The sequence below is a fragment of the Rhodopseudomonas telluris genome (assembly GCF_042432815.1).
Classification (GTDB): Bacteria; Pseudomonadota; Alphaproteobacteria; order Rhizobiales; family Xanthobacteraceae; genus Rhodopseudomonas; species Rhodopseudomonas telluris.
On sequence record NZ_JBHLWM010000005.1, the window covers coordinates 293811 to 309527 of the forward strand.

At 66.0% G+C, this 15717-nt stretch carries 12 protein-coding genes; 5 read left to right on the forward strand and 7 right to left on the reverse strand.

Going from position 1 to position 15717, the window contains the following annotated elements:
- Positions 1 to 5: 5 nt before the first annotated feature.
- Positions 6 to 500, reverse strand: a complete 495-nt coding sequence (locus ACFFJ6_RS12900) for a TRAP transporter small permease (RefSeq protein ID WP_054162337.1) — start codon at positions 498 to 500, stop codon at positions 6 to 8.
- 260 nt (positions 501 to 760) lie between these two features.
- The gene (locus tag ACFFJ6_RS12905) at positions 761 to 1786 is read right to left on the reverse strand and encodes a TRAP transporter substrate-binding protein (protein ID WP_378388267.1); all 1026 of its coding nucleotides are present in this window, start codon (positions 1784 to 1786) and stop codon (positions 761 to 763) included.
- A gap of 172 nt (positions 1787 to 1958) precedes the next feature.
- On the opposite strand from ACFFJ6_RS12905, the gene pobA reads away from it, so the two are divergent.
- Both pobA and ACFFJ6_RS12915 read left to right on the forward strand, forming a co-directional pair.
- The gene (pobA, locus tag ACFFJ6_RS12910) at positions 1959 to 3131 is read left to right on the forward strand and encodes a 4-hydroxybenzoate 3-monooxygenase (RefSeq protein WP_378388268.1); all 1173 of its coding nucleotides are present in this window, start codon (positions 1959 to 1961) and stop codon (positions 3129 to 3131) included.
- A gap of 452 nt (positions 3132 to 3583) precedes the next feature.
- Positions 3584 to 4027, forward strand: coding sequence for a PaaI family thioesterase (locus tag ACFFJ6_RS12915; RefSeq protein WP_378388270.1), 444 nt, complete (start codon positions 3584 to 3586; stop codon positions 4025 to 4027).
- Between the two features lie 225 nt (positions 4028 to 4252).
- Here the strand turns inward: ACFFJ6_RS12915 and ACFFJ6_RS12920 are convergent, their stop codons facing one another.
- A complete protein-coding gene (locus tag ACFFJ6_RS12920) occupies positions 4253 to 5602 on the reverse strand; it encodes an amidase (protein WP_378388272.1) in 1350 nt (449 codons plus the stop codon).
- Positions 5603 to 5854: 252 nt separating this feature from the next.
- Between ACFFJ6_RS12920 and ACFFJ6_RS12925 the strand changes: the two genes are divergently transcribed.
- The 3 genes from ACFFJ6_RS12925 to ACFFJ6_RS12935 all read left to right on the forward strand — a co-directional run bounded on the left by ACFFJ6_RS12925 (position 5855) and on the right by ACFFJ6_RS12935 (position 8463).
- Positions 5855 to 6262: a Zn-ribbon domain-containing OB-fold protein gene (locus tag ACFFJ6_RS12925; protein WP_378388274.1), complete on the forward strand. Its 408-nt coding sequence runs from the start codon at positions 5855 to 5857 to the stop codon at positions 6260 to 6262.
- Positions 6263 to 6267: 5 nt separating this feature from the next.
- Entirely contained in the window at positions 6268 to 7407 is a 1140-nt protein-coding gene (locus tag ACFFJ6_RS12930; RefSeq protein WP_378388276.1) for a thiolase C-terminal domain-containing protein, read from the forward strand.
- Between the two features lie 141 nt (positions 7408 to 7548).
- On the forward strand, positions 7549 to 8463 hold the full coding sequence (locus ACFFJ6_RS12935; protein ID WP_011442468.1) for an SDR family NAD(P)-dependent oxidoreductase: 915 nt from the start codon (positions 7549 to 7551) through the stop codon (positions 8461 to 8463).
- A gap of 348 nt (positions 8464 to 8811) precedes the next feature.
- Here the strand turns inward: ACFFJ6_RS12935 and ACFFJ6_RS12940 are convergent, their stop codons facing one another.
- The 4 genes from ACFFJ6_RS12940 to ACFFJ6_RS12955 form a co-directional block, all read right to left on the reverse strand.
- Positions 8812 to 10140: an OmpA family protein gene (locus ACFFJ6_RS12940; RefSeq protein WP_378388279.1), complete on the reverse strand. Its 1329-nt coding sequence runs from the start codon at positions 10138 to 10140 to the stop codon at positions 8812 to 8814.
- Between the two features lie 545 nt (positions 10141 to 10685).
- Positions 10686 to 11516 carry a glyoxalase superfamily protein gene (locus tag ACFFJ6_RS12945; protein WP_378388281.1) on the reverse strand — a complete coding sequence of 277 codons (831 nt, stop codon included), beginning with the start codon at positions 11514 to 11516 and terminating at the stop codon, positions 10686 to 10688.
- 296 nt (positions 11517 to 11812) lie between these two features.
- Positions 11813 to 14605 (reverse strand): phosphoenolpyruvate carboxylase, encoded by a 2793-nt coding sequence (ppc, locus tag ACFFJ6_RS12950; RefSeq protein WP_378388284.1) that lies wholly within the window; start codon positions 14603 to 14605, stop codon positions 11813 to 11815.
- A gap of 86 nt (positions 14606 to 14691) precedes the next feature.
- On the reverse strand, positions 14692 to 15576 hold the full coding sequence (locus ACFFJ6_RS12955; RefSeq protein WP_378388286.1) for a hypothetical protein: 885 nt from the start codon (positions 15574 to 15576) through the stop codon (positions 14692 to 14694).
- Positions 15577 to 15717 lie beyond the last annotated feature (141 nt).

A 15717-nucleotide genomic window follows, 5' to 3' on the forward strand; every position in this document is an offset into this window, starting at 1 on the left:
GCGGCTTACTCCACCGGCTTCATGCGCTGCTCGCGCATCTGCTCCGGATGGAAAATCAGCCGGAAAGTTCGGATTGCGATCAGCAGCACCGCGGAGACGTCGCCGATCCACGACACCAGATAAAACGGCCAGATCGGCACCTGCAGGTCCATGGTGACGATGTGGTCGGCGCGCGTGGTCACCACCTTGTCGAACAGCGTGTAGGTCTGCACGCTGACGACGAACAGCAACACCAAGGTGGCGAAGATGTCGATGACGCGCTGCCAGCGCGGCGACGCCGCCGCCCACACCAGATCGACGGTGATGTGCGAGCCGCGATAAGACGTCGCCGCGATGCCCCAGAAGATCAGCACGCCGAGCATGAACTGCCCGAAATTGTAGTAGTCCGGGATCGTCACCGCGAAGAACTTGCGCATGAACACGGCGAGGAAGGTGTTGAGCGCGACGATGCCGACGAAGAACGCCGCGATCCATTCGATCACGTCGATGAAGCGGTCCATGCCGTTCTTGGCGACACGCTTCGTCTCCAGCGCGCCGGGCAGCCGATCGGCCAGCTTGTCGAGGTCGGAGGTCATGGGGTTTTGTTGGTTGGCGAAGTTTCGATCGTCGGCATGGACGTCACCACAAACGAGACGTCATTCCGGGGCGCGCAACGCGCGAGCCCGGAATCCATAACCCCTGCAGGGAGTATGGATTCCGGGTCTGCGCCCCGTCGGGCAAAAGCCCGCCGGGGCACATCCCGGAATGACGAGGCACTGGTTTACAGCCCCGCGTCGTACTTTTTCAGCGCGGCCTTGAGTTCGGCATCGATCGCCGCGGCGTCACCGCCGGCTTTCTTGACGCCTTCGGCCCAGGAGTCGCGCAGCGGCTGGGTGTCCTTCTTCCACTCGGCGAGCTGCGCGTCGGTCAGCGGATAGACCTCGTGACCTTCCAGCGCCTTCATCTTGGTGCGGCCGTTGGCTTCGAAATCGACCCACGGATCGGTGACCTTCGACGCCCATTCCGGCGTGCAGTGATCGTCGATGACCTTCTTCTGGTTCGGCGACAGCGCGTTGTAGGCTTTCAGGCCGATGTTGTAGGTGAACACGGTCGAGTACAGCGGCACGTCCATGTGATACTTGACCACCTTGTCGATGCCGAACAGGAACACCGAGCCCCACGGGAAGGTGATCTCGTCCGCCACGCCGCGCTCCAGCGCGTCACGCGATTCCGGCGCCGACGCCTGGACGTTGGTGCCGCCGAACAGCTTCACCATCTCGCCGATGGTCGATTGCGCGGGGCGCACCTTGAGGCCCTTCATGTCGGCCGGCACCAGCACTTTCTTCTTGCCGTGCAGCGCACCCGGATCGTGGATGAAGGCGAAGCACAGCTTGGTGTCCTTCATCTCGGTCGGCGCGTATTTCTGGTACCACTCGTTGAACGCGAGCGTGCCCTTCTTGCCGTCCTTGAAGGTGAACGGCAGCTGGCCGGCGGAGACGATCGGGAAGCGGCCGGGCTGATAGCCGGGATTGACGTAAGTGACGTCGGCGATGCCGTCGCGCGCCATGTCGTAATGGTCGAAGGCTTTGCCGAGCTGCTCGGAGGGGAACACGGCCATCTTGATGGTGCCGCCTGAGGCCTTCTCGATGTCGGCCGCCCACTCCTTGGTGGCGGGGACCAGCGGATGCGCCGGCGGCACCCAGAGCGAGACCTTCCAGTTGACCGTCTTGTCCTGCGCCGAAGCTGCGGACACGCAGGCGGGCATCACGCCGGCTGCGAGCAGCAGCGCGAGCATCGTTCTCCTCATCGAGGTCTCTCCCTGTTGGATGGCTTCAAACGGCCTTTGGTTGTATTGTTATAGAATATAACCTTCAAAGCAAGTGACCGGCGCGGAATAGCTGGTAGACAGCGGACCGCAACTGGACGGCGGCGGCGGCGTCTCGTAACCAAACCCCAAACCAACTTGCGGGGGAAAGCCCATGCGCACACAAGTCGCCATCATCGGTGCCGGGCCCTCGGGCCTGCTGCTCGGCCAGTTGCTGCACAGCTACGGCATCGACGCGGTGATTCTCGAGCGCAAGGATCCAGACTACGTGCTGTCGCGCATCCGCGCCGGCGTGCTGGAACAGGGCATGGTCGGCCTGCTCGAAGAAGCCGGCGTCGCGGCACGGCTGCATCAGGAAGCGCTGGTGCATGACGGCTTCGAGATTGCTTTTTCGGGCAAGCGCAACCGCATCGATCTGAAGGGCGCGACCGGCGGCAAGGTCGTCACCGTGTACGGCCAGACCGAGGTGACGCGCGACCTGATGGAAGCGCGCAAGACCGCCGGCCTCACCACGATCTACGACGCCGCCGACGTCACCCTGCACGATTTCGACGGCGAGGCGCCCAAGGTGCGCTGGACCAAGGACGGCGTCAGCCACGAAATCACCTGCGATTTCATCGCCGGCTGCGACGGCTTCCACGGCGTCAGCCGCCAGAGCGCACCGGCCTCCTCGCTGCAGACCTTCGAGCGGGTGTATCCGTTCGGCTGGCTCGGCGTGCTGTCCGACACCCCGCCGGTGTCGCACGAGCTGATCTACGTCAACCACACGCGCGGCTTCGCGCTGTGCTCGATGCGCTCGGCGCATCGCAGCCGCTACTACGTGCAGTGTCCGCTCAGCGACGACGTCGCGGAGTGGAGCGATGCGCGGTTCTGGGACGAACTGAAGAGCCGGCTCGATCCGGAGACGGCACATAAGCTGGTCACCGGCCCGGCGATCGAAAAGAGCATCGCGCCGCTGCGCTCCTTCGTGGCCGAGCCGATGCGGTTCGGCCGGCTGTTCCTCGCCGGTGACGCCGCCCACATCGTGCCGCCGACCGGCGCAAAGGGCCTCAACCTCGCCGCCAGCGACATCTACTATCTGTCGCGCGCGATGCGCGAATTTTACGGCGAGAAGTCGAGCGCCGGCATCGACGCCTATTCGGCCAACGCGCTGCGCCGCGTCTGGAAGGCCGAGCGGTTCTCGTGGTGGATGACCTCGATGCTCCATCGCTTCCCCGACAGCGACGCCTTCTCCCAGCGCATCCAGACCGCGGAGCTCGACTACCTGATCAGCTCGCAGGCCGCGCTGACCTCGCTTGCCGAGAATTACGTCGGGCTGCCGTACTGAGCTTCGCGTAACGGCCGTTCGGCTGCGGGCAAAACACTATCCCCGTCATTGCGAGCGAAGCGAAGCAATCCAGAAGCGCAGAGCACTGAGCTGGATTGCTTCGTCGCTTCGCTCCTCGCAATGACGAAATCGAGTCGTCATTCCGGGGCGCGCGCAGCGCGAACCCGGAATCCATACCCCCTGCGCTGTCGGCGTTTACATGGCTTTTGTGCACAACAGCTGAAGCTGCGGCGTATGGATTCCGGGTTCACGCGCTGCGCGCGTGCCCCGGAATGACGGGGAGAGGCCTTGCCGCAAAGCGCGGCCGGCGCGCCTAATTCATTAGCATCGCGCGCGTGCTCGCAGCCCGTTTCAAACACTGTCTCAAATCGCGCTTCAAACTTTGTCGGCGTTGCGGGTGATGCCGCCCTGCGGTCTACGGGTGGGTGACGCAACGACGCGAGTGCCCTCCGATGACCGACAACGATCCGAGCGACATCGCCCTTGAAGACATCCCTCCGGGCTTCGTGCGCCATACGCGGCGCAGCCCCCTCACCGCGCCATGGGAGCCGCTGTACGCGCAGACCACGGCCGATGCGGTGATCCTCGGTCTGCGGATTCGCGAAGCGCACACCAATTCGCGCGGCCTCGCCCATGGCGGGCTGATCACCGCGCTCGCCGACAACGCGATGGGCTACAGCTGCGGCCTCAAGCTCGGCGGCGCCGCGCGGCTGCTGACTGCGTCGCTGGCGATCGATTTCATCGGCTCGGCAAGGATCGGCCAATGGCTGCAGATCGAACCCGAGGTGATCAAAATAGGCCGGACGCTGTGCGTCGCGCAATGCTTCGTCACCGCCGATGGCACACGCTGCGCCCGCGCCAACGGCAGCTTCAGCGTGGTGACTCCGAAGGAGTAACCGCTCCGACCGGGTCGCCGACGTGTGCCGCAATGATGGCCGCAACGGCGACCTCTCCACGCTCACGCCCTCATCATGAGCAGCCCGGCAAAGCTCGAAGAGCGACGCCGGGCGTATCGAAGGACGGGCCACACGCACACCGCGGCGAAGGCCGTGCCGCCTCATGGTTCGAGACGGCGCTTTGCGCCTCCTCACCAAGAGGAGCAGAGGTTGGACTAAGTTAGCTCAGCCCCAGACCACCGCCTCGACGCCGGCCGCCACCTCGAACAGCTTGCGGTCGGCGCCGTTCACGCCGGCGAGCATCAGCCCCACGGGCGCTTCGCCCGCCTGGTGGCAGGGCAGCGAGATCGCGCAGCCGTCGATCATGTTGATCAGCGTGCAGTTGCGCAGCGCCAGCAGGTTGGCCTTGGTGAACGCCTTGTCGTCGGCAAGGTCGGCGATCTTCGGCGGGGTGATCGCGGCGGTCGGCAGCGCCACCGCGTCGTAGGGCGCGAGCCGCGCCGTGGCGCGGGTGATGAGCGATTTGCGGGCGCCGACCGTGTCGATGTACTCGGCCGCGCTCTGCGTCTCGCCGCGCAGGACGCGCTCGCGCACCCGCGGATCGTACACGTCGCCCTTGGCGACCAGCAGGTAGCGATGCCAGGCGTAGCTCTCCGCGGCGGTGAGGCCGCCCTTGGCGCCGAGCGGCGCGACGTCGTTGAATTCCGGCACTTCGATCTTCTCGATGATCGCGCCGTGGCTGGCCAGCGTCTTCAGCGCGCGTTCGAACGCGGTGCGCACCGTCTCGTCGAGTTCGTCGAGCGCCACCGTGGTCGGCACCGCGATGCGCAGGCCCTTCACGGGCCGCGGCGCCAGCGGCACGATCGGCTCGTCGGCCAGCACGGCGTCGACCACCGCGCAGCAGGCGACGCTGCGCGCCAGCGGGCCGATCGAATCCAGCGAGAACGACAGCGGCACGGCGCCGTCACGTGGCACGCGCTGCTGCGACGGCTTGTAGCCGACGATGCCGTTGAACGCCGCCGGGATACGGCACGAGCCGCCGGTGTCGGTGCCGAGCCCGACATGCGCCATGCCGTCGACGACAGACACAGCTGCTCCGGACGACGAGCCACCCGGCACATGGCCGGCGTCGCGGCCATAGGCCGATTTCGGCGTCCCGTAATGCGGATTGATGCCGATGCCCGAATAGGCGAATTCGGTCATGTTGGTGCGGCCGATCACCACGAAGCCGGCGCCGCGCAGCCGCGCCACCGCGGGCGCGTCGGTTTCGGCCGGCGGATTATCGTCGAGCGCACGCGAGCCGGCGCGGCTGACCTGGCCCTTGATGTCGAATAGATCCTTGATCGACACCGGAATGCCCGCATAAGGCGACGGCGCCGCCTTGATGGCGCGCAGCGCGTCCATCGCGTCGGCGGCCTTCAGTGCCGCGTCGCGGTCGACATGAATGAAGGCCCGCGCGCCCTCGCCCGCCGCATCGTCGATCCGCGCCAGACATTGCTCGACGAGCTTGCGTGCCGTGGTGCGTCCGGCGTCGAGATCCGCCGCGAGCGCGGCAAGCGTGGGAAGGTCGGTCATGGCGTTCGTTCCGCTGGAAGGACGACCGGGCGCCCGGTCGGAACGCCGCGATCGCCGGATGGACAATCGGAGACTCCTGTAGCGCGGAGCCCGGCATTTGACCATGCGCACCCTGCTGATTGTTCGCACCCCGGAATACGTTTCCTGCACATCCCCCCGCGCCGGCCGCGTGTTGACGCTGGCCGGTCGATATCGCATCAAGACGCCACAACCGATGGGCCTATTGAGCCAGCTCAGGGAGAAAACCAACACATGGCCGAACGCGCACGTCCCAAGATAACTCCCGAAACCCAATTCTACTGGGACGGCGCCAAGCAGGGCGAATTGCGGCTGCAGCGCTGCGACTCCTGCTCCCACGCGTATTTCCCGGCCCGCCCGTTCTGCCCGAAATGCGGCTCGCGCGAGGTCAGCGTGTTCAAGGCCTCCGGCAAGGGCACCCTGTATTCCTACGTGATCAACCACCGCCCGCTGGCGGCCGGCTTCACCGAGCCCTACGCCATCGCGGTGGTCGAGCTGGAGGAAGGTCCGCGGATGATGAGCAACATCCTGGAGTGCCCGCAGACGCCCGAGGCTCTCGAGCTCGACATGAAGCTGGAAGTCACCTTCCAGAAGATCGACGACAACCTCACCCTTCCGCAATTCCGTCCGGCGAAGGGGTAAGCACCATGCGTCGCAATCAGGTTGCTATCGTCGGCGCCGCCGAAACCACCAAGCTCGGCGTCATTCCCGACATGTCGCAGATCCAGCTCCACGCCGACGCCGCGCTCAATGCGATGGCCGACGCCGGGCTGAAGCCGTCGGACATCGACGGCATCGCCACCGCGGTCGAAACGCCGCAGCAGATCGCCCACTATCTCGGCATCACCCCGACCTGGGTCGACGGCACCTCGGTCGGCGGCTGCTCGTTCATGCTGCACGTCCGCCACGCCGCCGCGGCGATCGAGGCCGGGCTGTGCAAGACCGTTCTGATCACCCACGCCGAGAGCGGCAAGTCGATGATCGGCAAGCTGCCGCGCTCGATTCCCGCCGACAGCCTGCAGGGCCAGTTCGAAGCGCCCTACGGCATCTACGGGCCGCCGAGCCAGTTTCCGATTCCGGTGCTGCGCTTCATGAAGACCTACGGCATCACCCATGAGCAGATCGCCTCGGTGGCGGTGGTGCAGCGCGAATGGGCCGCGAAGAATCCGCGCGCAATGATGAAGGACCCGATCACGGTCGCGGACGTGCTGAACTCGCGGATGATCGCCTATCCGTTCCGGCTGCTGCAGTGCTGCCTCGTCACCGACGGCGGCGGCGCGCTGATCATGACCTCGGCCGACCGCGCCAAGGACTTCCCGCACAAGCCGGTCTACGTGCTCGGCACCGGCGAGAGCGTCGAGACGCCGATGGTCAGCCAGATGGAGACGTTCAACTCCTCGCGCGCCTTCAAGGTGGCCGGTCCGACCGCGTTCCGCGAGGCTGGTATCAGCCACAGCGACGTCGATCATCTGATGATCTACGACGCCTTCGCGCATCTGCCGCTGTTCGGCCTCGGCGACCTCGGCTTCATGCCCTATGAGGAAACCGGCAAGTTCATCGCCGACGGCAACACCCGCCCCGGCGGCAAGCTGCCGCTCAACACCAATGGCGGCGGGCTCAGCTACATGCACTCCGGCATGTACGGTATGTACGCGTTGCAGGAAAGCGTCCGCCAGATGCGTGGCATCGCGCCCGCGCAGGTGCCGAACGCGAAGATCTCGGTCTGCCACGGCGTCGGCGGCATGTTCGCGGCGTCCGGCACGATCATCTTTACGAACGAGAAGTAACCAAGAGTCATTCCGGGGCGCTGACGAAGTCAGCGAACCCGGAATCTCTCTCAGCAGAACACCTCGGGATTCCGGGTTCGCGCTGCGCGCGCCCCGGAATGACCTGCACGCATCAACCAACAAACAAAAAGGAAGACACACATGGCCAAGGCACTCGACGGCAAAGTCATCATCGTCACCGGCGCGGGGCGCGGCATTGGGCGCGAGATCGCGCTGCTTGCGGCGCGTGAAGGCGCCAAGGTCGTCGTCAACGATCCCGGCGTCGCCGCCGACGGCTCGGGCACCGACGCCTCGCCGGCCGAGCAGGTCGTCGAAGAGATCAAGAAGGAAGGCGGCATCGCGGTCGCCAACTTCGAGAGCGTTGCGGAAGCCGTGCCGGCCAGCAAGATCGTCAAGCAGGCGGTCGATACCTGGGGCAAGCTCGACGGCGTGGTCAACAACGCCGGCATCCTGCGCGACGCGATCTTCCACCGCATGAGCATCGACGCCTTCGAGCAGGTCATCAAGGTGCATCTGATGGGCTCGTTCTACGTCTCGCACGCCGCGGCGCGGCTGTTCCGCGAGCAGGAGAGCGGCTCGTTCGTGCACTTCACCTCGACCTCGGGCCTGATCGGCAATTTCGGCCAGGCCAACTACGCCGCCGCCAAGCTCGGCATCGTCGGCCTGTCGAAGTCGATCGCGCTCGATATGCAGCGCTTCAACGTCCGCTCCAACTGCGTGTCGCCGTTCGCCTGGTCGCGCCTGATCGGCACCATCCCGACCGAGACCGAAGCCGAGAAGGCCCGCGTCGCGCGGATGCAGCAGATGGGCCCGGAGAAGATCGCGCCGCTGTCGGTATTCCTGCTCGGCGACGCCGCCAAGGACGTCACCGGCCAGATCTTCGCCGTGCGGATGAACGAGATCTTCCTGATGGGCCAGTCGCGCCCGATCCGCTCGGTGCACCGCGACGGCGGCTGGACCTGCGAGACGCTGGCCGAGCACGGCATGCCGGCGCTGAAGGGCTCGTTCTACAAGCTCGACCGCTCCGCCGACATCTTCAACTGGGACGCCATCTGACCTAAACGCCCCGCACGCCTCTGCCTTAGTCCCTCATGGTGAGGAGCCCGGCGCCGCCGACAGGCGACGTCGGGCGTCTCGAACCACGAGGCCGAGGCCGTGCCACCTCATCCTTCGAGACGCCCGGCTACGCTCTTCGAGCTACGCCGGGCTCCTCAGGATGAGGCAACTAAGCACGCTGGGGTGCTGACAACCCGCGGCATACTCGGGCGTCGCCGTATATCTTCGCCCTCTCCGCCGTCATGCCCGGGCTCGTCCCGGGCATCCACGTATCAGCCTCGCGCGTGGCAAAGCGTGGATGGCCGGGACAAGCCCGGCCATGACGCGCTGAGATGTTGTGCCCGCCGACTACTTCACCACGAACTCTATCCGCCGATTTTTCGCACGCCCCTCCGCATTGTCGTTGGCGGCGAGCGGCTTGGAGGCGCCGTAGCCGACTGCGGTGAGCTTGGCCGAGCCGACGCCGGCCTTGGTCAGGCTGTCGGCGACCGCTTCGGCGCGGCGCTTCGACAGCGCCTCGTTGGCGGCCTTCTTGCCGGCGGCGTCGGTATGGCCGGCGACTTCGATGGTCGCGGCCGGGCAATGCGCGATCACCTCGGCGAGCTGCTTCAGCACAGGCAGCGAGGCCTGCGCGATCTCGGCGCTGCCGCGCTCGAAGTTGATCTTCTGCGCCGCCACCACCGCCGACAGCCGACTCTGGCAAGCCTGCAGCGACGGGATCGACGCCGTGTCGTCGGCATTGGCGGTGCGGGTCGCTGCCGCAACGGCGGGCGCCGTGGCCGGCGCGACGGCGGCGTGCTTGGCCTCTTCCGTATTGGCGGCCTTCGCAGCCGCTTCCTTGGCTGCGGCCTCCTTGGCGCTAGCTTCCTGCTCGGCGGCCTCCTTCGAAGCGGCTTCCCTGGCCGCAGCTTCAGCTGCAGCCTTGGCGGCCGCTTCCTTTGCCTCCGCATCGGCCTTCGCCTTGGCGTGCTTCGCCGCCTTGGCGGCAGCCTCCTTGGCCGCGGCGGCCGAAGCGGCCTTCTCCACCGCATCGCGCGCCTCGGCTTCCGCCTTGGCCTTGGCTTCCGCCTCGGCCTTCGCGGCGGCGTCCGCCTGTAGCTTGGCGATGGTCTTCGCCGCCAGCGCCGGGCCACTCAGCTCCTCGACCTCCGACACCAACCGGACGCCCTTGACCTGCAGGATCTGCTCGCTCAGCGCCGCGCGCTTTGCCCCGAGATCTTCCGGCAACAGCACGTCACGTCCGGCGACGTCGAAATTCAGCGGATCGGCGCCCGCCGTCTTCACCACCTCGGCGACGCGCTCGCGCAGATCCGGCTCGATCTTCGGCAGCGTGGTGATACCGAACACCAGCAGGATCAGCCCGGTCGCGAACAGCCCGACCCACCAGCCCTCGAACCGCGCCGGCAGCAACTGCACCGACAGGCCGCCGACGATGCCGCCGAGGATGTAGGCCGCAATCAGCCCCGCCGCGGCCTCCAGCATCAGCTCCGGCCGCCCCGAGGCGAGCTGCGCCACGATCACCACCACCAGCAAGGCCAGCGCGACGCCGACCCGGATCAGCCAGTAGTTCTCGAGGTCCGCTGCCCAGCCGGCCTCGTTCGCGATCAGCGGCGTCACGATCCCGACCACGCCCGCGGCCACCAGCCACGGCCAATATTGCATCACCAGATAGATCATCGACGACGTCCCCCACGACGGCCGGCGCGCGATGATGCGATGCGATCGCTGCGCGCGCTGCGACGGTTTCTTTTCCGCGCGCAAGCTAACGCCGAGCGCATTGGCACGACCATCTGACTTAAGTTGAGGCGTGTAGTTGCGAATGATGATGGAATGAGCAACGCGCTGCGGGGCGCGGCAGCGCGCGGCGGTATTTGCGTGACCGAACTGTATGGGAGTGCGGTGGGCGGCAATGAGTTACCGCAACGTGACCACGGCACTGCGCAAACTATGCGCTGATCAGATTGGACGTCACAAGGCGATCGCCCAGCTCGTGGTCAGGTAGCCCGCATGGAGCGCAGCGGAATGCGGGGACAGCCTCACCCCGGATTGCGCTTCGCTTCATCCGGGCTACGGGGCGGCGGCCACCTACAATTCCCAACCGTGCCGAAATCCCGTTCGTCGTCAGCTGAATGCCCAGGCAGCGCCTATTGGTCGGCCGCGTTGGGGCTGCTGGTCCGTTCACCAGCAGCCCGCCGCGCGGCTCTCAATTAGGAGCAGACCATTTAGAGCCCGGGACTAAAATAAGCAGATACGATGGTCCCTCCACTATCCAATCCAATCCGCCAGTAAAGCGATCGATGCTCGTGCCGAACCAGGTACACATCGACGCCGCCACTTCCGACGCCAATGAAACGGTGCGACTGCATCTTGCCGGCCCGGACGAGACTCGAACGGAGCTCAGACCACTGCTTCCGGACCTCCTCGGCAAGCGGCGCGCTCATGTCGTCGAAGTTCGGCTCGCCGACGAACAGACTATCGATCAACCGACGCAATGCTTGCTCCGTTCCGTCGCTGGGCGACTGGCTATCGACCTTCGCTTCAAGCCCGCGCTCCAATTGTTCGGCGGCCTCTCTGTCGATGCGCTTCATCTCGATGTCGCGTCCATTTTGATGGAGCACCAGCGCGCTCACATTGCCGTCTCCATTCGCGATAAAGCTGATCTGGGCATCGACGACCTTGGCGAAGAACCGGGTTTTGGTTTCGCCGTAGATCGGCACGTTCTGCTGTCCTGTCAGCCGCGAAATCAATTGATCCCCTTCGCGACTGATCGTCATGACGGCTTGATCGCCCAGCCGATAGAAACCGACATACTGATCGAGGACACGACGGTCGATTTCTATCTCTCGGCGAACGGATTTTGGCGGGTCTTCACTTCCAGAACGAGACGAAGGAGCAGCGGACTGAATCTTCGCCGACAGGACATTCCAATCCGGGAAGCCGAGCGTCTTGGCGACGAGCTCGAGACTCTCGCTGTGAGTGATGGGGTAGGATCTGGCGTTCAACGCTTCGCGAAGCGTTTGCGCCATGACTTTGGCATCGCGGAAATCGCGCATCTGTGAGCCTCTGCATGAGCGAACGGGGAAAGCCAGACGCTTGCGTTACTGGCCCGTTCGACCCGGGCAAAGGAAGCCAAAGTGGCTCGATACGTTCGCCATTCCCTTCGCAGGGCGCAAGCAGCAGGTCGCATCAACCTTGGCGTCAATGTTCGCGTGCCTCACGCCTGATGTCAACGGTTGCCCGAGCGGGCATTGCGCTGTGCCGACGCAGAAGCCCGCATGGGCAGCTGCCACATGCGGATGTTCTTGCCCCGGATGTCGCTACGCTCATCCGGGCTACGGGATGCGTCCCCTCACCCGCTATTCCGCAGCCCCGCCGAGATCCCGTTGATCGTCAGCTGAATGCCGCGCAGCACCTGCTCGTCGGGATCGTGGGTGCGGTGTTCGCGAAGTAACTGCACTTGCACATGGTTGAGCGGATCGAGATACGGGAAGCGGTGGCGGATCGAGCGTTCGAGTAGCGGGTTGCCTTGCAGCAGGCGGTCGTGGCCCATGATCGCCAGCAGGCTGTCGGTCGAGGCGTGCCATTCGGCGCGGATGCGGCCGAAGATCTTTTCACGCAACGCTTCGTCGGGGACCAGCTCGGCGTAGCGCGAGGCGATGCCGAGTGCGCTCTTCGACAGCACCATATCCATGTTCGACAGCAGCGTGCGGAAGAACGGCCATTCCTGATACATCGCGCGCAGGAATGCGACGCCCTTGTCGGGGTGCTGCACCACCCAGGCTTCGACCGCGCTGCCGAAGCCGTACCAGCCCGGCAGCATCAGCCGGCACTGCGCCCATGAGAACACCCAGGGGATCGCGCGTAGATCCTCGATCGCGCGGGTCTTCTTGCGCGACGCCGGACGGCTGCCGATGTTCAGCGTCGCGATCTCGTTGATCACTGTCGACGCCCAGAAGTAATCGACGAAGCCCTCGTTTTCGTAGACGAGGCCGCGATACGCCTTGAATGCCAGCGCCGAGAGCTGCTCCATCGCCTCCAGATAGTCCGGGCGCGGCGCGCTGCGGCGCGGCTGCAGCAGGCTGGCTTCCAGCGTCGCCGCCGCGAGGATCTCCAGATTGTTGCGGCCGACTTCGCGGTTGGAATACTTGCTGGTGATGATCTCGCCCTGCTCGGTGATGCGGATCTGACCGTTCACCGCACCGCCCGGCTGCGCCACGATCGCATCGTAGCTCGGGCCACCGCCGCGGCCGACCGAGCCGCCGCGGCCGTGGAACAGCCGCAGCCGCACGCCGTGATGCTCGAACACCTCGATCAGCCCGATCTCGGCCTTGTACAGCTCCCAGCCCGAGGTGACGAAGCCGCCGTCCTTGTTGCTGTCGGAGTAGCCGAGCATCACTTCCTGGACGCCGCCGCGGCTATCGACCAGCCGGCGATATTCCGGAATGCCGAGCAGCCGGTCCATGATCTTGGCGCAGGCCTGCAGATCCTCGATGGTCTCGAACAGCGGCACGATGTTGATGGCGCTGCGGCCGGTCGGCCCGAGCAGTCCCGCCTCCTTGAGCAGCACCGCCGCTTCGAGCAGATCGGAGACGCCCTTCGTCATCGAGATGATACATTGCGGGATCGACCGCGCGCCGTAGGTGGCGTGCGCCGCCGCGGCCTGCCGGAACACCGCGAGTTCGCCGACGGTCTCGTCGCTGTATTTGACGAACATCGACGTCAGCGGCCGGGTGCTGCACAGCTCGGCAGTCAGCAGCGCGACGCGCTGGTCTTCGTTCATCGCCGCGTAGGACTTGCCGGGGTGCGCCGTGTCGATCAGCTCGGTCATGGTGCGCTCGTGCACCGCGGAGTTCTGCCGCATATCGAGGCTGGCGAGATGGAAGCCGAAGCAGTCGATGGCGCGGCGCAGCCGCCGCAGCCGGCCACGCGCGATCACGGTCGCATTGGTGCTCACCAATGAATGATGGATGGCGTCGAGATCGGCCTTGAAGGCGTGCACGCTGTCGTAGGGCTCGGCTTCGCCGACCGGGGCGCGGATGCTGTCGATCTTCAGCCGCGTCGCGGTCGCGGCGAGCCGCGCATAGATGCCGGACACCGCCAGCCGGTATGGCTCGTAGCGGCGATGCGGCGAGTGATCGGGCGAGCGCTCCGCGAGTGCGCGAACCTCGTCGCTGATTGGCGCCAGATGCGACGCCAGCGACAGCTCCGAGCCGAGTTCATGCAACTCGTCGAGATAATAGCGCAGCACCCGCGCGCTCTGCAGCTGCAGCGTGCCCTGCAGCACCTCGGCGGTGACGAACAGGTTGCCGTCGCGATCACCGCCGATCCAGCTGCCCATGCGCAGGAAGCTCGCCAGCTCCTCGCTGCTGCCGTCCTCGGCGGCGAGCTGGTCTTCCAGCGCGCCGTACAGCCGCGGCACTTCGTACAGGAAGGTGTAGTCATAGAACGACAGGCCGTTGGTGACCTCGTCGAGCACATTGAGCTTGGTCCGGCGCAGCAGGTTGGTCTTCCACAGCGTCAGCACGGCGCGGCGGAGCTGCTCCTCGTTCTGCGCCCATTCGTCGGCGGTGAGCTGGACGCGGTCGCGCTGGTCGAGCAGCGCGGCGATCTCCATCTCGCGATCCATGGTGCTCTTGCGCCGCACCTCGGTCGGGTGCGCGGTCAGCACCGGGCTGACCAGCGCCGTCTTGAAGAAGTCGCGCAGCTCGCGCGCGCCGATGCCCTCGTCCCTCGCGTGCTTGAGCGTCTTCGCCAGCATACCGGCGCGCGGCGCCGAGCCGGCGGTCGAACCGGCACGCATCTGGCGGATGTTGTTCTGATCCTCGGCAATATTGGCGAGGTGTGAAAAGTACGAAAAGGCGCGGACGATCTTGACCGTGTCCGACGCCGACATGCCGTCGAGGATACCCTCGAGCTCGCGTCGCGCGGTCTTGTCCTCGTCGCGGTGAAAGCGAATCGAAGTCTGACGGATGCGTTCGACGAGGTCGAACACCGCGGCGCCCTCCTGGTCGCGCACGGTGTCGCCGAGAATCCGGCCGAGTAGCCGGATGTCGTTACGGAGCCGAATTTCCTCTTCGGTCAGCGCGCCGTCGTCGGCGCGGTTCGGCAACGTGTCGGGCTCCGTCGGCATCGTGATGGACATCGCACACTCCAAGCTGGCGACGTCCATCCTGACCGATTGTGCGCCGCACGCAAGTTCAACCCGCGGGCGGCGTGATCACCGGACCGTCATCGACCGCCGAACAGCGGCCGGATGTTGTCGGGCGGCGTTTCCCCCTCATCGGTCGGCGCCGACGCCGAATCGCGCGGAGTGACCGGCTCTGCCGGCGTCTCGGGCTCCACCGGCTCGATGACCGATCCTGGCTCCGCCGCCGTGCTCACCGGCGGCGCGGCAGGACGTGGCGGCAGCACGGGGTCGTGCAGCGACGGCCGCGGGGCCGGCGTCGTCTCCGGCGGATCGAACAACGGCGGCTCGAATCCAGTGGTCTGTGCCACAGGGGCGACGGGAGCCGCCGTCATCGGCGCGGTCTCGGCGCGCGTCGGCGCCTCGTAGAGCGGATGCTCCGGTCCAACCGACGATCGCGCCCGCCACCACACGAATGGCACCGCGATCGCAATCAGCACGGCCACCACCAGCAGGATCAGCAAAGCCGACTGCTGCAGCAGCGCCGCTGCCGGCACGCTGAGGCCGAGCAGCACGCCGACGACGCTGACCTTCCACGACCGGATATGCAGGCCTGCGCTGAAGGTGCCGAGCGCCAGCAATGTCAGCACGCTGAGCGCCGAGGCAACGCCAGTAACGTTGCGTAGCACCTGCAGCGACATCAGCTGCATGGTCAGCAGCACGGCGGCCCAGTGCAGCGCCTGCGAGACCACCAGATGAATGTGCTCGTCACGGCCGACCACATGCGGCCAGCGGGCCACCACGCAGATCAGCCCGAACAGCGGTGTGATCAGCACCCAATACAGCCCGGTCGGGTCGAAGCTGGTGTAGGCAACGCCGCCGAGCGACAGCAGCAGCATCAAGATGTAGGGCCAGTCCCGCAGCAGAAAGCCGCCGAAGCCGGAATGCCATTTGCGTGCTGAGGCAGTGTCATAGTCCACGCCGGTCATGATCGAAGCTCCTGAAGCTGGCCTTGCGGCGTTCGGTCGACAGACAGATCGAGGCAGCGCCGACCCTATCACGCCTTGGGCTGTCGGCGGAGGTTGCTTGGTCCGCGACCACGCGCGGTCCCGTGCGGCTTGCAGCCGCGG

Coding starts and splice junctions, on each gene's coding strand:
- ACFFJ6_RS12930 (WP_378388276.1), top strand. CDS start 6,268: ATGCGTCGCAATCAGGTTGCTATCGTCGGCGCCGCCGAAACCACCAAG.
- ACFFJ6_RS12935 (WP_011442468.1), top strand. CDS start 7,549: ATGGCCAAGGCACTCGACGGCAAAGTCATCATCGTCACCGGCGCGGGG.
- ACFFJ6_RS12955 (WP_378388286.1), bottom strand. CDS start 15,576: ATGACCGGCGTGGACTATGACACTGCCTCAGCACGCAAATGGCATTCC.
- ppc (WP_378388284.1), bottom strand. CDS start 14,605: ATGTCCATCACGATGCCGACGGAGCCCGACACGTTGCCGAACCGCGCC.
- ACFFJ6_RS12925 (WP_378388274.1), top strand. CDS start 5,855: ATGGCCGAACGCGCACGTCCCAAGATAACTCCCGAAACCCAATTCTAC.
- ACFFJ6_RS12920 (WP_378388272.1), bottom strand. CDS start 5,602: ATGACCGACCTTCCCACGCTTGCCGCGCTCGCGGCGGATCTCGACGCC.
- ACFFJ6_RS12945 (WP_378388281.1), bottom strand. CDS start 11,516: ATGCGCGATTTCCGCGATGCCAAAGTCATGGCGCAAACGCTTCGCGAA.
- ACFFJ6_RS12905 (WP_378388267.1), bottom strand. CDS start 1,786: ATGAGGAGAACGATGCTCGCGCTGCTGCTCGCAGCCGGCGTGATGCCC.
- ACFFJ6_RS12900 (WP_054162337.1), bottom strand. CDS start 500: ATGGACCGCTTCATCGACGTGATCGAATGGATCGCGGCGTTCTTCGTC.
- ACFFJ6_RS12915 (WP_378388270.1), top strand. CDS start 3,584: ATGACCGACAACGATCCGAGCGACATCGCCCTTGAAGACATCCCTCCG.
- ACFFJ6_RS12940 (WP_378388279.1), bottom strand. CDS start 10,140: ATGATCTATCTGGTGATGCAATATTGGCCGTGGCTGGTGGCCGCGGGC.
- pobA (WP_378388268.1), top strand. CDS start 1,959: ATGCGCACACAAGTCGCCATCATCGGTGCCGGGCCCTCGGGCCTGCTG.